The sequence below is a fragment of the Arsenicibacter rosenii genome (assembly GCF_001870735.1).
GTDB classification, from domain to species: Bacteria; Bacteroidota; Bacteroidia; order Cytophagales; family Spirosomataceae; genus Arsenicibacter; species Arsenicibacter rosenii.
Genome location: NZ_MORL01000015.1, coordinates 20,409 through 37,627, shown reverse-complemented (window position 1 = coordinate 37,627; position 17,219 = coordinate 20,409). Strand labels below are relative to the sequence as shown.

Below are 17,219 nucleotides of genomic sequence, written 5' to 3'. Positions count from 1 at the left end.
CGACGGTTTCCTTTTTTTATGCCTGTTTACGGTGTCTGCTGTTTGAGTGTAATCCGGAAAGTAGTGCCTTTCCCAACCTCTGAGTGTTTTACAAACAGCTTTCCGTTATGATACTCCTCCACAATTCGTTTCGCCAGTGTAAGACCTAACCCCCAACCCCGCTTTTTAGTACTGAAGCCGGGAGAGAAAACTTTCTGCAGACTGGCTTTAGGAATGCCTTTGCCGGTATCCGTAATATCAATGGCTACTTCGTTCTGCGGCAGGGCCAGAATGTTGAGCCGTAGCTCACCGACGCCGGCCATGGCATCCACGGCGTTTTTACAGATATTTTCAATAACCCACTCAAACAAAAGCCGGTTAATCTGGACGTTTTGCTGAGCCCTGGGCAGGTTATTCTCAACGCTCATTTTTACCTTCGTGGAAATACGGCGTGAGAGGTAGCTGGTAAAATTCTGCACAACTTCCGTCAGGTTTTCGGTTTTCAGCGTCGGGATAGATCCGATGCTGGAGAAGCGGGCCGTGATGGTTTCCAGCCGGTGTACATCCTTTTCAATCTCGTCGGTTACTTCCTGCTCATATTGTTCGGGCATCGACCGCATGTACTCAACCCAGGCCAGTAACGACGACAAGGGGGTGCCCAGCTGGTGAGCCGTTTCTTTCGCCAGCCCGACCCAAACGCGGTTTTGCTCCGCCCGCCGTGACGAACTGAAAGCCAGATACGCCAGGAAGCCCAGTACCGTCAGCACAATCAGCTGCACATAAGGCAGATACCGGAGCTGTTGCAGGAGGGTTGAGTAGCCGTAGTAAATCAGCCCGAAGTTGCCGTTGCGGAAGTCGACCACAATCGGCGGATGTTCCTGTTTCAGCTCCTGAACCTCTTTCCGCAGAAATTCCCGCTTTCCGGCCAATGTTGTATCACCGGAAAATTCAATGTTGGCCGACTCCGCCGGTTCGTTACGTTCGTTGATGTAAATGACCGGAATCGTGCTGTTTTTGTTGATCGACAGGATTTCCTGCACGACAAAGTTGATGTCTTCGTTCTGGTCGGAAGTGAGCGCACTCTCAATAGCCTTGGCATAAAGATTCACGTACTGCTGTTCGCGGACCTCCAGCCGTTCGATGATCCGGTTCGTATAAAACAAAGAAGCCGTGCCAACCAGCATCAGGTTGATGGCTACAATGATCTTTAAAATATTATTCTGACTATAAATGTCGAATGACTTGAGCATGTGTATGGAAAAGACTGTCTTCTATCAGTAGCGCCATGTGATTTTCGTCACATTTATCTAACGTTTTAACAACCAATTTTGGCACTTTAACGTACATTATTTAGGACAACGGAGCAAAAGTAGGTTGCTTTACCAGGGTAAACTAAAAAGGCGGTTAAAATATCACCACAACTGAACGAGCGGAGAGGGGCTTGTGTTCTTAAAATAGGACAGATAGAAGAAATAAAATCTTGTTGTTTGTACTAATTCTAAATAAGCCCTTCAGTCAATTAGTTGTTTCTTGTCCGCCAACTGTAGCGTAATTTTGTATACTGAAGTGAATTTAGGTTATGCTTGACAATTTTAAATCAGTTAGTTTGTCATACAAAACGGCACCTCTTGCCGTGCGCGAACTAATTGCACTTAACGAAGAGGAGGCAAAGCGGTTTATGCTGCGTTTGCGTGACTTTTTCGGCATCACGGAATTGTTAGTTGTTTCGACCTGTAACCGTACCGAAGTATATTACTCGTTCGGCCAAGAGCGCGTAACGCCGGATGTAAACGAAGAAATCGTTCGTCTGCTACTGATCGAAAAAGGAATTACCGATACCGAAAATTATTTACCTTATTTCCAGTTGTATCCCGGTTATGCGGATGCCGTACAACACTTATTTGAAGTGTGTGTCGGATTACATTCACAGGTGATCGGCGATATGCAGATCCCGAACCAGGTAAAGCAGGCCTATCAATGGTCGGCCGATCTGGGCATGGCCGGTCCGTTTCTACACCGGTTGATGCACACCATTTTCTTCACCAACAAGCGGGTTGCGCAGGAAACATGCTTCCGCGACGGGGCAGCTTCGTCTTCATACGCCGCTGTTGAACTTATTGAAGAACTGGTTGGTGAGCATGCGCAGCCAAATGTACTGGTGGTTGGTCTCGGCGAAATCGGAACAGATGTCTGCAAGAATCTGGCCGACCGCGGACTGAAAAATATTACCCTGTGTAACCGTACGGCCGCGAAAGCCGAAGTGCTGGCGTCACAGTATAACTTCCACGTAGCCGATTTTGGCCGGCTGATTGACGAAATCCGCCGGGCGGATGTAATTATTTCGTCGGTAGCCCGCGAGGAGCCGTTATTTAACCTGGATCTGATGAAGCAGGTAAGCGTCTTAACGTTTAAATACTTCCTCGATTTATCGGTGCCCCGCAGCGTTGATGTGGCACTGGAGCAGATTCCGGGTGTATTGGTGTACAACATTGATCATATCCGTGGCCGCGCCGACGAGGCGCTGAACCGCCGCCTGGCATCAATTCCGCAGGTTGAATCCATCATTGCTCAGTCGATTGTTGAATTCAATGACTGGTCGAAGGAGATGATGGTGTCGCCGACGATCAACAAGCTCAAAAATGCACTGGAGCAGATCCGGAAGGAAGAGATGGCACGTTACATGAAAAACATGTCGCCGGAAGAATCTGAAAAAATTGATAAAATTACCCGTGGCATGATGCAGAAAATCATCAAGCTGCCGGTGCTGCAATTAAAGGCGGCCTGCAAACGTGGCGAAGCCGAAACCCTTATTGACGTACTGAACGATCTGTTTAATCTCGAGCAGGTTGCTGAGGGAACCGACAAGCACTAGTACCTGTCTATGATCGATACATACAACCGAAAGTCCCGGACTGCTTTGTGGTCCGGGACTTTTTTATATTCATGTAGAGACGCAAGATCTTGCGTCTCTGCTGCTGTGCAACTTTTGATGTGTTTATAATAACATGAGACGCAAGATATTGCGTCTCTACTGATACGTATGCGCTTATTACGATTTATATTCCGCCTGCTGTTGCTGGTATTAATAGTACTGGGTTTATTAACTGCCTGGGAGCAGTTACGGGGCTGGAGCGGATTCGGGTGGCTGGCTAAACGCGAAGAGACTACCCAAATGGTGGTGTTGCAGGAAATTACCGCTATGGGCAAGGTAGAGCTGGTCAAATACCGGTTTAAGGACATTGTCGAGCATAGCCAGATCCGGACGCTGCTGCCGAATGCCAAAGCGGTTCTGATTGTGGAAGGCGAAGCCGTTGGCTGTATCGACCTGACACGTCTGACGGCCGGTGACATTAGTCCGGAAGGCGATACGGTTGTGGTCCGGTTACCACAGCCAGAGCTGTGCAGCTGGAAAATTGATCACCAGCGGTCGCGGGTATATGATACCGAATACGGCTTTATGGACGAATCGGCGCTGGTGAATAACGCCTTTAAACTGGCCGAAAAACAGATACAGCAATCAGCCCTGAACAGCGGGATTCTGGAGCAGACAAAGCAAAACGCCGACCGGATTCTGAGACCCGTTCTGGAAAAAGTATCGGGGAAGAAAGTGATACTGACCTACCAGACTCCCCCGACACGGTTAGGGCCACTGCGGTAATTACGGTTTCACCGTTACCCGCCAGTCGGCACCGCTTGTTACGTTGTAGGTTTTGGCGAAATCGCCCATGTTGATGGCAACCGAAAAATTGAGCAGGCTGTTGAAATAAGCCACATCACTGCCAACGGCGGCTTCTCCGAAGGTATTGACGAGCGTAACGGCTTTGCTGTATACCAGTCGGTTCCCCTGAAAAATCTGTACGTTCAGTTTCTGACCCGCTTTGGCGGGTAGCTGATCGACCAGCTCTTTGGGAATGTTGGTCCAGACATTGCCATACTGCACGTCCAGTGCCGGAATGTTTCCTTTCAGCACCCCTTTGCTTAGCTCCGCTTTCTGATACGGTAACCGCACAACCTCATTGGTCAGCTTCGGACCGACCTGTTCGTAGGAAATGGCTTTTGCGGCAAGCCGTGCCGCCGTGTAGGCATAGACATCCCGGCCGTGGAAGGTGTACGACGCCTGAGAACCGGGCAGCCGGTTTGTCGTTTCATCGATTTGCCGCAGTTCCCGGACCCCCAGCTGTTCGGCCACTAAGGTCAGCGTGCCATTATCCGGTGTCACAAAATAATGCCCCGACTCCGACAGCATCACTACCGAACGCCGGTTTGTGCCGACACCCGGATCGCATACCGAAACGAAAACCGTGCCTTTGGGATAATACGATGCCGTCTGATAGAGCCGATAAGCGGCATCCCAGATGTTGTAGGCCGGAATTTCGTGGGTCAGGTCGTAGAGTTTAAGATCGGTGGAGACACCCAGTGCCACGCCCTTCATGGCGGCTACAGCCCCGTCTTTCAGGCCGAAATCTGTCTGGAAAACAACGACGCCGTTCTGGGCGCGGCCCGTCAGTGACAGGCTCAGACCAACAAGGAGTAAAAGGAAACGCATATATGGATCAGGTTGTTGGAAACGCGCTTAGCCACTCTTCTTCTTTCTGGCGCATACGCTTTGCTTCCTCCTCTGATTTATCGCCGTACCCGCATAAGTGAAGCAAGCCATGCGCCAGCACCCGCCGGAGTTCCGTATCGGCCGGCACATTCAGCTGCCCGGCATTGTCGGTAACGCGGTCGATACTGATAAACAGATCGCCGTCAATTTTACCCTCTTCCTCCGAGTTATCAAACGTAATGATATCGGTGTAATAGTCGTGGTCGAGGTGCTCACGGTTGACGTTGAGCAGGTACTCGTCTGAACAAAAAATATAGTTGAGTTCGCCCAGATCATAGCCTTCCAGCTTAGCCTGCTGTTTAAGCCACTGTCGGGTCACCTGTTTTTTCGGCAGGTTATAGGTAATGTCTTCGGTAAAAAAACGGATCATACTGGGAATAATGTAAAATGGATAATGTAGAATGAATAACTGATTTTGAAACATGAAGCAGCTTCGCCATTGGTCATTCTACATTATCCATTGATCATTTTACTCAACAATGCGCAGCTTGGCAAAACTTAATAGTAATGTCTTCTCGCCGACGGTTTCAAACTGAATAACGGCCTTGCGTTCGGTACCGTTGATATCCAGTGATTTCACCTTACCGAAGCCGAATTTCATGTGCTCAACGCGCATACCGGCAGTCAGCCCCGAGGTGTCGCTTGGCGCAAAATCGGCCGACGGGACGTGGTTACCGGTGGGTTGGGTACCTTGTTTTTGTGCCGTACGCTGCGCCAGCGTCTTCACAAACGACATCGACCCCGCCGATGGCATATCGTTCCGGTCGCGTGAGTTCCGTTCAAAATTGTTGATGTCGCTGTTGCGCTCCGGCCTGGCGGCTTCCATACGCATACGGGCCATTTTCAGGAAGCGCGGGTCAATTTCCATCAGGAAACGGCTTGGCTCACACACCTTCAGACGACCGTAATTATATCGGGATTCGGCAAAAGACAGCGTCAGACGCTTTTCGGCCCGCGTGATGGCTACGTAGAATAACCGGCGTTCTTCTTCCAGATCTTCCCGGCTTTCGAGCATCATCTGGCTGGGAAACAGGTCTTCTTCCATCCCGACAATGTACACGTTCTTAAACTCAAGCCCCTTGGCGGCGTGAATGGTCATCAGCGTCACCTTGTCGTTGTCGCCGTCGTCTTCTTTTTCATCGGCCGTCGTCAGGAGCGAAACCGTTTGGAGGAAGGACCCCAGGCTTTTGTCGTCGTTCTCCGGATTGTCGACAAACTCCTTAATCGCGTTGAGCAATTCCTGGACGTTCTCGTAGCGCGCCAGCCCCTCCACGGTTTTATCTTCGTAGAGCTCTTTCAGAATACCCGATGCCTTCGCAATGTGGGCCGCTACATCATAGGCATCCTTTTTGTCGAGCATCAGCTTGAAGCTCTTGATCAGGTGGGCAAAACCTTCAATGGCCAGACCGGCGCGGCCAGCCACGTATTTACTGATGTTGGCGACTACCTCCCAGATCCCGACACTATGTTCGGCCGCAACCACAAACAGTTTGGCAATGGTTGTATCGCCGATGCCGCGTTTGGGCAGGTTGATAATCCGCTTAAACGCTTCCTCGTCCTGCTGATTGACCGTAAACCGCAGATAGGCAATCAGGTCTTTAATTTCTTTCCGCTGGTAGAACGACAGACCGCCGATGATCCGGTACTTGATGCTGACCTTGCGCAGGGCTTCTTCAAACGCCCGGGACTGGGCATTGGTCCGGTACAGGATCGCAACGTCATTGTTGGCCAGATTGTCTTGCATCTTAGCCTCAAAAATCGACGTGGCAATCAGACGGCCTTCTTCATTATCCGACGACGCTTTGATCAGATCGATCAGCGAACCTTCTTCGTTGTCGGTAAAGACATTTTTCTCCAGCTGGTTTTTGTTCCGGCGAATGATCGAATTGGCTGCCTGAACGATGTTATTGGTCGACCGGTAGTTTTGCTCCAGCTTGACAATCTTTACGTTCTCCTTGCCATAATCGCGCTGGAAGTTCAGGATATTTTCGATGTCGGCACCGCGGAAGGCATAGATACTCTGCGCATCATCCCCTACCACACAAATATTCTGGTGGACCGCTGCGAGTTTACGCGTGATGAGGTACTGCGAAATGTTGGTATCCTGAAACTCATCAACCAGTACGTGCTGAAACTTATGCTGGTACTTGTTCAGAATATCCAGGTGATCGCGGAATAAGACGTTCGTATTAAACAACAGATCATCGAAATCCATTGCGTTGGCCGAAAAACACCGGCGGGCATACTCCTTATAGATCCGGCCGATTTCCGGCATGCGGGCAGCCAGATCATCGGCCAGAATGACGGTATTGGCCAGATAATCTTCCGGACCGATCAGCCGGTTTTTGGCTCCTGAAATACGGCTGAATACGCTGTTGATGCGGTACGTTTTATCGTCGAGCCCCATTTCTTTAACGATGCTCCGCAAGAGCGACTTTGAGTCGTCGGTATCGTAAATCGAAAAGTTACTGGTATAACCAATCGCCCGGGCTTCGATCCGGAGTATTTTGGCAAATACCGAGTGGAAAGTGCCCATCCAGATATTGCGGGCATCCGTACCGACAACCCGCTCAATCCGGTGCCGCATTTCGCCGGCAGCCTTATTGGTAAAGGTCAGGGCCAGAATACGGAACGGATCAACACCTTGTTCGATCAGATAGGCAATCCGATAGGTCAGGACGCGGGTTTTGCCCGAACCTGCGCCGGCTATAATCATCAGCGGGCCATTGCCGTGCATCACGGCCTGCCGCTGCGGTTCGTTCAAACCAGATATGTAGTCAATCATTAATACGTTGCTCCCCGAATGGATAACAATCAAAATTACGGAAAAATTTGCATCCGGCCTGAGAATCCATACATGAAGAAAGGCTATGTAACGGGGCGTTACTAACTATATTGCAATAAGTTGGCGAAAATTTTTAGCTTACCTTGCAACGTTTACAAACCGGTGGTGTCTTTAGCTTGTAATTCACTCAAACCGGCAGCGTTTGTCAGATACGTATCTTTTGGAGACTAAAGTGTACATAGACCGTAATACAGAGTTAGTTGAACGCTGCAAACTGGGCGAGCGGAAGGCGCAGTATGAGTTGTATCGTCAATATGCCAAGGCTATGTACAACGTCTGTGTCCGGATACTGAATCACGACGCCGAAGCAGAAGATGTGTTGCAGGAAGCCTTTATCGATGCCTTCAACCATATTCAGTCGTTTCGGGGACAAAGTACCTTCGGGGCCTGGCTGAAACAGATCGTAGTAAACCGTGCGATTAATCACCTCCGCAGTCGCCGGTTAACGTTGGTCGATCTTGATTCGAGCCGCTTAGGCGATGACGAAGGGCCGGATATTGCGGATGACGAACCATTTGACGAAGACGGAGTTCAATACGAAGTCGAGCGAATCAGAAAGTCTATGGAAAGGCTTTCTGAAGGGTACCGGATTGTTCTGTCGCTCTATCTCTTTGAGGGATACGACCATGAGGAGATAGGCCATATTCTGAATATCAGCGAGACCACATCGCGGACGCAGTACCTGCGGGCCAAGAAACGGTTGCTGGAACTAATGAAATAATTGTGAATTAGTGATTGAGCGAATGATTTGCTCTAATTCACTCACTAATTCGCGCATTCACAAATTGAATTATGAAAAAGAACCTTGAACGATTTGTTCGTGACAACCGCGAGGATTTCGACGCCTTTGAGCCGTCGGGCGACTTGTGGGCACGTATCGAGACGGGCCTGGCTACGGATACAACTGCCGGCCCGTTCAGCGGCCCGATTGTACCGGAAGCACCCATGCCGCGCCCCGGTAAAGAAAAGCCGTTCGGTTCCCGGTTTGCCATCTGGCGGGGCCTCGACTGGCGGGTAGCTGCTTCGGTGGCTGTGCTGCTGCTGGCAGGTGCATTTTTTTACGCCAATCACCGGTATGGCGTAACAGAGCAGCCGGAAGTGGTGGCGGTTAACCCGTCGTATGCCAGAGAGTTTGTACAGTATACCCGATTGGTCGACCTGAAGCGGGAAGAACTGAAACAAATGACGGCCAGTAATCCGGAACTTTACAAAACCTTCGCAAAAGACCTTGACCGGCTGGAGCGGAATTACCAGACGCTGAAAGCTGACCTGCCCGAAAATCCGAATCAGGAAGTTCTGGTGCAGGCCATGATTCAGAACTTACAGCTGCAGATTGATCTGCTCAATGAACAGTTACGCGTGATTCAGCGCATTAAACAACAAAGCCAGAACACAGATGAACATCTTATTTAACATACTTTTCCTCGCCCTGCTCCCGATGGCGCTGGTAGCGGCTCCCCGAGTGGACGCTCCCCGAGTGGACGCTCCCCGAGTGGATGCTCCCGGAGTGGACGCTCCCGGCGGGCCGGAAGGCGGAGCGGTAGAAAAGCGGAAGACCATCATCAAAATGTATGATGTGACCCCGAAGGATAACCTGGTAATTGATAATCAATACGGTAAAGTTAATGTGGCCCTTTGGGATAAAGACGAAATCAGGGTGCAGATTACCATAACCGCCAATGCCGGCAGCGATGACAAGGTGCAGGACAACCTGGCACTGGTTGACATTGAAGAGCGGCGCGTGGGTGATCAGATCATGCTGAGAACACAGATCCGGAAGCCGGCGGCCTCCGCCTGGATGTGGGCAAGCAACAACGAGAAGAATAACGTAAAGATTGATTACGACATTTCGATGCCGCGCCGGAATCCCTTGAATGTCCGTAATCAGTTCGGGACAACCAATATTCCTGCTTTCAGTGCGCCACTGACCGTACATAGCCGGTACGGCAGCTTTTATGCCAATGACCTGCAAAGCCGTCAGAATACAATTGATGTCGCCTACGGAAAGGCAGAAATCAAGAATCTCGAATCCGGAAAGCTCGATATTGCCTACTCAAGTCTGGAACTGGACAAAGCCAATGTGCTGATTTTGTCGAATAAATCGGGGAGTATGAACATTGGTGAGGTGGGCAAACTGGATGCCGATATCGGGTATTCGGGCGGGAAAGTTGGTACGGTACGTGAGTCGGGTAAAATCCGCCTGAGCTTTGCCAGTGGCTTCCGCATTGATCAGTTGCCGAAATCGGTCGATAACCTGGATATCCAGGCTAATTACTCAACCGTTACGCTGCCGATCACGGAGTCAAGCGACTGCAATTTTGATGTGACCGTAAGCTACGGGGGCTTTCAGTATCCGACCGGCCAGAACATTCATTTCTTTTTGCAACCCGACAACAACGATAGTAAAGGGCCTAAACTGATCAAGCAGTATTCCGGAAAAGTCGGCAATGGCTCCGGCACCAAAGTCAAAGTCGTGTCGAAATACGGAAGCGTGAGATTTAAATAATTGGTGATTGAGCGAATGAGTGATTGAGTGGGGTTGTATTGCTTCGCCAATTCGTCTCACTCAATCACTCATTCGCTCAATCACCACTACCACGGCTCATCGAGGCAATCAGCGCCGCATGCTGCGGGTAGCGGCTGGTGAGCTGGTCGCGGTCGGCGAGTTCGAAGTCGGCAAAGTCGAAGCCGGGCGCCACGGTGCAGCCGACCAGTGAATAGGGGGGCAGCCCATCGGCGGATGCGTCCGGGACCGGTCGTGAGCCAAACCAGCTCCCCGCCGGTACGACTGCCTGAAACACTTCGCCCCGTGCCGGATTGTTGCCCAGCCGGATGACCGACAGTGTGCCGTCTTCCGCAATCACATACACGTTCAGCGGACGCCCTGTGTAGAAATGCCAGACCTCATCGGCCTGAATGCGGTGAAACGCCGACACGTGATGCGTTTCGAGGAGAAAGTATATGGCCGTACTGAAACTACGGTCACCGCCAAACCGGTCTGGCAACGCCGAATGCGGAATCACCTCGCCGGCCCGATACGTTTCTGCATAATACCCACCTTCCGGATGAGCCTGCATCTTATAGGCGAATACCCAGTCTTGCGCGGTCATAGTGTAATGGTGAATGAGTGATTGAGCGATTGAGTGAAACGTAGGCGTCAGCTCACTCAATCGCTCAATCACTCATTCGCAACTATTATTGTCTTGCTTTCACAACCGTTGTAAAATCGCGGGATTTGAGGGAAGCGCCACCAATGAGGCCTCCGTCAACGTCGGGCTGGGCGAATAACTCGGCAGCATTAGCGGCGTTAGCGCTGCCACCGTACAGGATCGTTGTATTCTGCGCTACCTCGTCGCCGTACTGGCCGGCAATGTGCTGACGCAGTTCGAAGTGCATATCCTGCGCCTGGGCCGAGCTGGCGGTCAGGCCTGTGCCGATAGCCCAGATTGGTTCGTAGGCGATCACCACATTGGCAAACTGTTCGGCGCTCAGGTGGAACAGGCTGGCGGTCAGCTGATCCTTCACAAAGCCAACGTAATCGCCGTTTTCGCGCAGGTCCAGTGATTCACCGCAGCAGAAGATCGGCGTAAGGCCGTTTTCCAGAGCAATGTTTACTTTCGCCGCCAGCTGTTCGTTTGTTTCGTTGAAGTACTGACGACGCTCGCTGTGGCCCAGAATCACGTAAGGAACCGACAACGACTGCAGCATCGGGGCAGAAATTTCGCCGGTATAGGCGCCCGATGCCTTCTCGTGGCAGTTCTGAGCCCCTAATGAAATCCGGCCACCGGCAGGAATATACTGCTTCAGTACGGACAGATACACCGAAGGCGGGCAGAGCACCACGTCGACGTTGCCCGTCACTTCGTCGTTTATCATATTAACAACCTCCGACACCAGCGCGACCGCTTCGTCGAGGGTTTTATTCATCTTCCAGTTGCCGGCAACAATGAGTTTACGCATGAGAATAAAACAAAGGGTAAACGTTTGTATTTAATTACGCCGGCGAAATTAATGGTTTTCACGCAACCCATTGGCCACTTTATCCGTAAAAACCTCAGCTTGAAGCCATAAAATCTGCCGTTCTCATAAAAAAGCATGGACCGGCCAATCCTTTTTCGTAACTATATTGTTATTATTTTGTAAATTTCCTTTCACTCACATATAAATACGGATGAAAACGCTAGGTTGGATACTCGCATTGATGGGAATCTGGCTTACGGCTGCCGGAAAGGATAAGGAAAAGCCGGATAAAGACCGCTTCGGCTTCCATTTGTCCGGCAACCGCCAGTGGACGCGCATTCCTTTTCAGCTCCACTCAAACCTGATTATCATTCCTGTTCAAATCAACGGCTCTGATACACTGCGGTTTATTCTGGATACGGGCGTCAGCTCTACCATCATTACAGACCCTTCGGTACTGAAACGACAAAAACTGGCCCTTACCCGGAAGGTCAATCTCGCGGGTGCAGGGGAGGGAGGCACGCTGACCGCCTCGGTGGCGATTGATAACCAGATGAATATCGGGCATGTCAGGGCATCGCACCACAACGTTGTCGTACTGGATGAAGATATTCTGAAGCTGTCAGAATATGTAGGTACGCCGATTCACGGCATTTTCGGGTTTGAACTGTTTAATAATTTCGTGGTATCGATTGATTTTCTGCACCGTGAGATCCTGCTCATGAACCCCAAAAAATACCGGTACCGTAAAAGTAAAGGCGATAAATACCCCATTGTTATTCAGGATGCAAAACCATATACAGATGTAGTTGCCGTTTTCGACGGCAAAGCCGAAATGCCCATGCGGGTGGTGCTGGATACCGGTGCGGGTCATGCCCTGTTGCTCGACCGTACACGCAGTGGCAATCAGGCGGGTGTGGCGTTGCCGGAAAAGGTTGTCCGTGCCCAGTTAGGCCGCGGCCTGAGCGGTGTCATCAACGGAAGCCTCGGCCGGATTCAGAAAATCCGTTTTGGCCGTTACGAAATGGATGATATTCTGGCGTCGTTTCCCGACAGTATGTCGTTCGGGATGAAAATCAATTCCCGTGAGCGACAGGGTAACGTCGGTTGCGAACTGCTGCGCCGCTTCTACGTGACTTTTAATTATCAGGATCAGTATGTGGTCCTGAAACCAGTGAAGAGGCTGCTGCGGGAGAGCTTTGAGCACGACATGAGCGGCATGGAGCTCCGGGCAAAGGGCGAGCAATACCGGACCTATTACGTTGACCGCGTTATCGAAGGATCACCGGCTGATTCGGCAGGGCTGGCCGAGGGCGACGAACTGATGTTTATCAACAGCCAGGCGGCGGCGGATCTGACCATCAGCGATATTTATAAAATGCTCCAGAAAGGAGAGGGAAAAGAGATTGTTCTGATGGTCAGGCGGCGCGGACAGCTGGTAATCACGCAGTTTGCCCTGAAACGACTCATCTGAGCGACATTAAAAAAGCCTCTTTCATCGCTGAAAGGGGCTTTTTTATGTTGATTTCTTGACGCGGGGACGCAACTTCGTCATCTTATAACGAAAGTGTGCCTTTTTTGTGAGCATCGCGCAGGGTAGCTTCCAGACCGTTCTTGTTGATGGTCTTGATCGCCTTCGTCGAAACTTTCAAAACTACCCACTCTCCGGTTGATTCTACGAAGAATTTCTTCTTCTGGAGGTTAGGGTAAAATTTACGTTTCGTTTTATTGTTGGCGTGAGAAACGTTGTTCCCTGTCTGCGTCCGTTTTCCTGTAATTTGACAAACTCTGGCCATGACCTTATAGCTTTCCTTCGAATTAAGGGTGCAAAATTCGGAAATTACTTGATAACGTGCAACCTATGTTCCATTTTTTTTAGTAGTATACGGACAATGGCGGCACTGGTTCTTGCAGCAGTAGCCTCTTTTAAGGTGATAAACAGCCGTAAAGACTACAAAACCTTCTTTTGTGATATAATAATCTTCATCGGCTAAACCGGGTATTTTTCGCTTTTTCTGACCTGCATCCATCGTGTTTGGCGGGTGGGGGAAATCCTCGTATTTTTGACTGCAACCGAACGTTTAACCATTTAGTTATCCGAATCTGACTTTTTTTGCTCACCTAACACAACCTGTCATGAAAACGACCCTACCAACCCGCAACGCTGCCGAGATGGCTATTGAACTAGAGCATACCTATGGTGCGCACAACTACCATCCGATCCCGGTCGTTCTGGCAAGGGGGGAGGGGGCCTTTGTATGGGATGTAGACGGAAAACGGTATTTCGATTTTCTGTCGGCCTACAGCGCCGTCAGTCAGGGACATTGCCATCCGCGCATTATTCAGGCGCTGATTGAACAGGCGCAGCAGCTGACGCTAACCTCCCGGGCGTTTTACAACGATAAGCTGGGACTTTGCGAAAAATACCTCTGCGACTATTTCGGCTACGACAAAGTGCTGATGATGAACTCCGGGGCCGAAGCCGGTGAAACCGCGCTGAAGCTGACCCGTAAATGGGCGTATCTGGTGAAAGGTATTCCCGACAATCAGGCGAAGACGGTGTATGCAACCGGTAATTTCTGGGGACGTACGCTGGCCGCTATCTCCTCGTCTACCGACCCGAGCAGTACCCGCGATTTCGGGCCGCTGCTACCGGGGTATAAACTGGTACCCTATAACGATCTGGCTACTCTGGAAGAAACGTTCCGCGAAGATCCGCACATTGCCGGCTTTATGGTCGAGCCAATTCAGGGGGAGGCGGGTGTGATCGTCCCCGATGAAGGGTATCTGCGCGGTGTGCGTGAGCTATGCACGCGCTACAACGTACTGTTTATTGCCGATGAGGTACAGACCGGCATTGGCCGGACGGGCCGTCGGCTGGCCTGCGACCACGAAGGCGTAAAGCCGGATCTGCTGGTGCTGGGCAAAGCGCTGTCGGGCGGGGTGCTGCCGGTGTCGGCGGTGCTGGCCGACGATGCGGTCATGATGACCCTGAAGCCGGGCGAACACGGGTCGACCTACGGGGGCAATCCATTGGCCTGTGCCGTGACGATGGCCGCGCTGGATGTTGTCAGGGACGAACAACTGGCCGAAAATGCAGAAGCCGTGGGGCAGATTTTCCGGGCACGGATGGAGGCCCTTCGTGAACGTACCGACCTGATCACGCTCGTACGCGGTAAAGGGCTGCTCAACGCCATTGAGATTCAGGAACGCCCCGGTCTTGGCGACGAAACCGCCTGGGAACTCTGTCTGCGGTTTATGGACAACGGCCTGTTGTGCAAGCCCACGCACGGCGACAAAATCCGGTTTGCGCCCCCCCTGGTGATTACCGGAGCGCAGATGCACGAAGCCTGCGACATCATCGAAAAGACCGTACTGGCGTTTTAGCAGCGCAAAACTGATAAATTATGCCTGTTTCGGGGGCGAATACTTGACTTTTTGGGGGATGCATTGCACATTTGCCATCTCCATTAGCGGGAGTAGCTCAGTTGGTAGAGCGGCAGCTTCCCAAGCTGCAGGCCGTGGGTTCGAGACCCATTTCCCGCTCTTACGGTTTTTATGACAAAGACGCCAACAGGCGTCTTTGTTTGTTTTAGACTGCTACCGACGCTGCGCTGTTGTGTCCCTGACGGGACAATGGATGTTGGGGATATTGCCGATGTGCTACCGGCTACCGACGCTGCGCTGTTGTGTCCCTGACGGGACAATGGATATTGGGGATATTGCCGATGTGCTACCGGCTACCGACGCTGCGCTGTTGTGTCCCTACGGGACAATGGATGGGTGATATTGCCGACCTGCTACCGGCTACCGATGCTGCGCTGTTGTGTCCCTACGGGACAATGGATGGGTGATGTTGCCGACCTGCTACCGGCTACCGATGCTGCGCTGTTGTGTCCCTACGGGACAATGGATAACGCATGGGATTCCGGCAATTTGAATTGCCGGGCAAAACAGGCCCGTAGGGCCGTAACAGCGTAGCGTCGGTAGCAGGGCAGGGCGATAACGTCGTGAACGGCCATCGTCCCGGATCCATGCGTGCCGTCAGGTACGCAACACATTACAGGGTTATCTACCGGAGTTATGTTACAAACACAGTATAAGAACGTCTCAGGGGCATAACCTTTTCTGCTATGGCCAATACATACACCCAATTGCATGTTCAATTTGTGTTTGCCGTGAAATTCCGGGCGGCAGTTATTGATCCGTCGTGGAAATACCGGTTGTACACCTACATAACTGGTATTATTCAGCATCATGGCCATACGATGATCGCTATTAACGGTATGCCCGACCATATCCATCTGCTTGTTGGCATGCGGCCGGACCAAAGTATTGCTGAACTGATGCAAAAAACAAAGCAGAGTTCCTCAAAATGGATTAATACGGAGCGGTTAACGGCCGGCCGGTTTGCATGGCAGGAAGGATACGGTGCCTTTTCGTACAGCAAAAGCCAGTTGCCTGCCGTTATCCGATACATCGAACGCCAGGAAGAACACCACCGCGACCGGCCATTTACCGAAGAATATCAGCATTTTTTAGACCGTGCCGGCATTAACTATGATCAGCGGTATCTGTTTAAAATCCCTGACTAACCTACCAGAACTCCCCTTCATAATAGGCCCCCAACCCCTGATCGAGCAGGAAGTCGGCGAGGTCGAGGCCGGCGTCTTTTTCGGGCTGGGTGGCGTTTTCTTCCAGATAGGTCGAGACCGTGATGCGGAAACCGAGGCCTATGAGCTCATTGGCCACCCGGTTCCAGCGCTCAAAGGCACTGCCGTCTTTAGACAGATCAGGAAACAACTCAATGCGGCGGTTACGGACGGGAGCCAGCCGGTCGGCGTTGAGGTACGACAGGGCCCCCACCGCCATCCAGATAAAATCAGGGAAATAGGGCGTGCTGACTACGGCCGTTTTAGGCGCTTCTACAATGGCGACGGGCTTATCCGACGGGGCATCCTGTAACTGCGGTAACCCGAACAGGCAGGGCGATTTCTGCACATCGTTCTGCTCATCCAGATACTCGGCCAGCCACTCAGGGTAGGGCAGGTTCTGCTGGTCGCAGCGGCGGGCATAGGCCGAATGTACCCACGTTGTGGCGCTCCGTTTTTCGCCGTCCCTGAAAATATACTTCACGGTATGAAACGTCTCATCGAACAGCTTGATCTGACCACCCCGTACCCGTTGCCGTTCGTCGATGTACCAAAACACACACGCACCCGGCCAGCGCCCCGAGGTACCGATGTTGAACCGCTTCAGCAGGTCATCGGCCACTTCCGTGCCGAAATGATTCCGCAGCAGCATGGCAAACTGGTTGCGGTCGTAATGACCCAATGACTGCTTTAATACCTCCCGCGGAATGGTACACAGCTTGCCCGCAGGAGCGGCCGGTAACGGCGGGCGGGAAGATGCCGCCGGCTGGTCAAAAAGGTAGGCAACGACGCGTTCGGCCTGCTCCAGCGTAGCGCCTTCCATCTGAATCAGGTCTGCCAGGATAGTTTGCCGGCTGATGCCGCGGTATTTCTGCCGCCCTGCAATGGTAAACCACTCTTTCGGGATAGGCCCCACCGAATTACGGGCCCATACTTCCTCGGCATACGACTTCCCCGACGGGCCTTTCTGGTAGGGACTGAGGTGATACCCGCAGTTGCTCTCGCGGTCGCAGCGGCCGTATTGGTCGGGCAGCGGCTCGCCGGTAGTCGTGTCTATGTAGCGGCTGAGCGTACGCCGGTGTTTCGGGCCGCAGTTCGGGCAGTCAGACTTAATTGCTTTTTTGGGGAGCTGGTAACGGTACGTATTCGCAGGCATAACGCAGAGCTCGTAAGGGCT

17 protein-coding genes and 1 tRNA gene are annotated in these 17,219 nt (G+C 51.8%); 9 read left to right on the top strand and 9 right to left on the bottom strand.

Translation table 11 applies throughout. The annotated features are described in order from the left end of the window. Positions 1-26: 26 nt before the first annotated feature. Entirely contained in the window at positions 27-1,229 is a 1,203-nt protein-coding gene (locus BLX24_RS21295) for a sensor histidine kinase (protein WP_071505227.1), read from the bottom strand. A gap of 329 nt (positions 1,230-1,558) precedes the next feature. Here BLX24_RS21295 and hemA point away from each other — a divergent pair, with 329 nt between their 5' ends. Next, positions 1,559-2,851 (top strand): glutamyl-tRNA reductase, encoded by a 1,293-nt coding sequence (gene hemA, locus BLX24_RS21290; RefSeq protein ID WP_071505226.1) that lies wholly within the window; start codon positions 1,559-1,561, stop codon positions 2,849-2,851. 168 nt (positions 2,852-3,019) lie between these two features. Further along, positions 3,020-3,637 (top strand): DUF4230 domain-containing protein, encoded by a 618-nt coding sequence (locus BLX24_RS21285; RefSeq protein WP_071505225.1) that lies wholly within the window; start codon positions 3,020-3,022, stop codon positions 3,635-3,637. On the opposite strand, the gene BLX24_RS21280 is transcribed toward BLX24_RS21285, so the two are convergent. The 3 genes from BLX24_RS21280 to BLX24_RS21270 form a co-directional block, all read right to left on the bottom strand. After that, entirely contained in the window at positions 3,638-4,525 is an 888-nt protein-coding gene (locus tag BLX24_RS21280) for an SAM hydrolase/SAM-dependent halogenase family protein (RefSeq protein ID WP_071505224.1), read from the bottom strand. A gap of 7 nt (positions 4,526-4,532) precedes the next feature. Next, the gene (ybeY, locus tag BLX24_RS21275; RefSeq protein WP_071505294.1) at positions 4,533-4,955 is read right to left on the bottom strand and encodes an rRNA maturation RNase YbeY; all 423 of its coding nucleotides are present in this window, start codon (positions 4,953-4,955) and stop codon (positions 4,533-4,535) included. Between the two features lie 99 nt (positions 4,956-5,054). Beyond that, positions 5,055-7,370, bottom strand: a complete 2,316-nt coding sequence (locus tag BLX24_RS21270; RefSeq protein WP_071505223.1) for an ATP-dependent helicase — start codon at positions 7,368-7,370, stop codon at positions 5,055-5,057. A gap of 220 nt (positions 7,371-7,590) precedes the next feature. Between BLX24_RS21270 and BLX24_RS21265 the strand changes: the two genes are divergently transcribed. The 3 genes from BLX24_RS21265 (at position 7,591) to BLX24_RS21255 (ending at position 9,936) form a co-directional block, all read left to right on the top strand. Then, positions 7,591-8,151, top strand: a complete 561-nt coding sequence (locus BLX24_RS21265) for an RNA polymerase sigma factor (protein ID WP_071505222.1) — start codon at positions 7,591-7,593, stop codon at positions 8,149-8,151. 68 nt (positions 8,152-8,219) lie between these two features. Then, positions 8,220-8,843 (top strand): hypothetical protein, encoded by a 624-nt coding sequence (locus BLX24_RS21260; protein ID WP_083422099.1) that lies wholly within the window; start codon positions 8,220-8,222, stop codon positions 8,841-8,843. Then, the gene (locus BLX24_RS21255; RefSeq protein ID WP_177225889.1) at positions 8,827-9,936 is read left to right on the top strand and encodes a DUF4097 family beta strand repeat-containing protein; all 1,110 of its coding nucleotides are present in this window, start codon (positions 8,827-8,829) and stop codon (positions 9,934-9,936) included. The genes BLX24_RS21260 and BLX24_RS21255 overlap by 17 nt, the downstream gene beginning before the upstream one ends. A gap of 76 nt (positions 9,937-10,012) precedes the next feature. On the opposite strand, the gene BLX24_RS21250 is transcribed toward BLX24_RS21255, so the two are convergent. Both BLX24_RS21250 and tpiA read right to left on the bottom strand, forming a co-directional pair. After that, complete coding sequence (locus tag BLX24_RS21250) at positions 10,013-10,540, bottom strand: cupin domain-containing protein (protein WP_071505220.1); 528 nt, start codon at positions 10,538-10,540, stop codon at positions 10,013-10,015. An 85-nt stretch (positions 10,541-10,625) separates the two neighbouring features. After that, positions 10,626-11,390, bottom strand: a complete 765-nt coding sequence (tpiA, locus tag BLX24_RS21245; RefSeq protein WP_071505219.1) for a triose-phosphate isomerase — start codon at positions 11,388-11,390, stop codon at positions 10,626-10,628. A 211-nt stretch (positions 11,391-11,601) separates the two neighbouring features. Between tpiA and BLX24_RS21240 the strand changes: the two genes are divergently transcribed. After that, positions 11,602-12,864 (top strand): aspartyl protease family protein, encoded by a 1,263-nt coding sequence (locus BLX24_RS21240; protein WP_071505218.1) that lies wholly within the window; start codon positions 11,602-11,604, stop codon positions 12,862-12,864. Between the two features lie 82 nt (positions 12,865-12,946). Here the strand turns inward: BLX24_RS21240 and rpmB are convergent, their stop codons facing one another. After that, entirely contained in the window at positions 12,947-13,186 is a 240-nt protein-coding gene (gene rpmB / locus BLX24_RS21235; protein ID WP_071505217.1) for a 50S ribosomal protein L28, read from the bottom strand. Between the two features lie 63 nt (positions 13,187-13,249). Continuing rightward, positions 13,250-13,420: a C1orf53 family protein gene (locus BLX24_RS32780; protein WP_177225888.1), complete on the bottom strand. Its 171-nt coding sequence runs from the start codon at positions 13,418-13,420 to the stop codon at positions 13,250-13,252. 106 nt (positions 13,421-13,526) lie between these two features. On the opposite strand from BLX24_RS32780, the gene rocD reads away from it, so the two are divergent. The 3 genes from rocD (at position 13,527) to tnpA (ending at position 15,985) form a co-directional block, all read left to right on the top strand. Then, positions 13,527-14,777, top strand: a complete 1,251-nt coding sequence (gene rocD, locus BLX24_RS21230) for an ornithine--oxo-acid transaminase (protein ID WP_071505216.1) — start codon at positions 13,527-13,529, stop codon at positions 14,775-14,777. An 86-nt stretch (positions 14,778-14,863) separates the two neighbouring features. Continuing rightward, positions 14,864-14,936: transfer RNA gene (locus tag BLX24_RS21225), tRNA-Gly, on the top strand. A gap of 587 nt (positions 14,937-15,523) precedes the next feature. Next, positions 15,524-15,985, top strand: coding sequence for an IS200/IS605 family transposase (tnpA, locus tag BLX24_RS21220; RefSeq protein ID WP_071505215.1), 462 nt, complete (start codon positions 15,524-15,526; stop codon positions 15,983-15,985). 1 nt (position 15,986) lies between these two features. Here the strand turns inward: tnpA and BLX24_RS21215 are convergent, their stop codons facing one another. Continuing rightward, on the bottom strand, positions 15,987-17,198 hold the full coding sequence (locus BLX24_RS21215; protein WP_071505214.1) for a DUF6371 domain-containing protein: 1,212 nt from the start codon (positions 17,196-17,198) through the stop codon (positions 15,987-15,989). Positions 17,199-17,219: the final 21 nt, after the last annotated feature.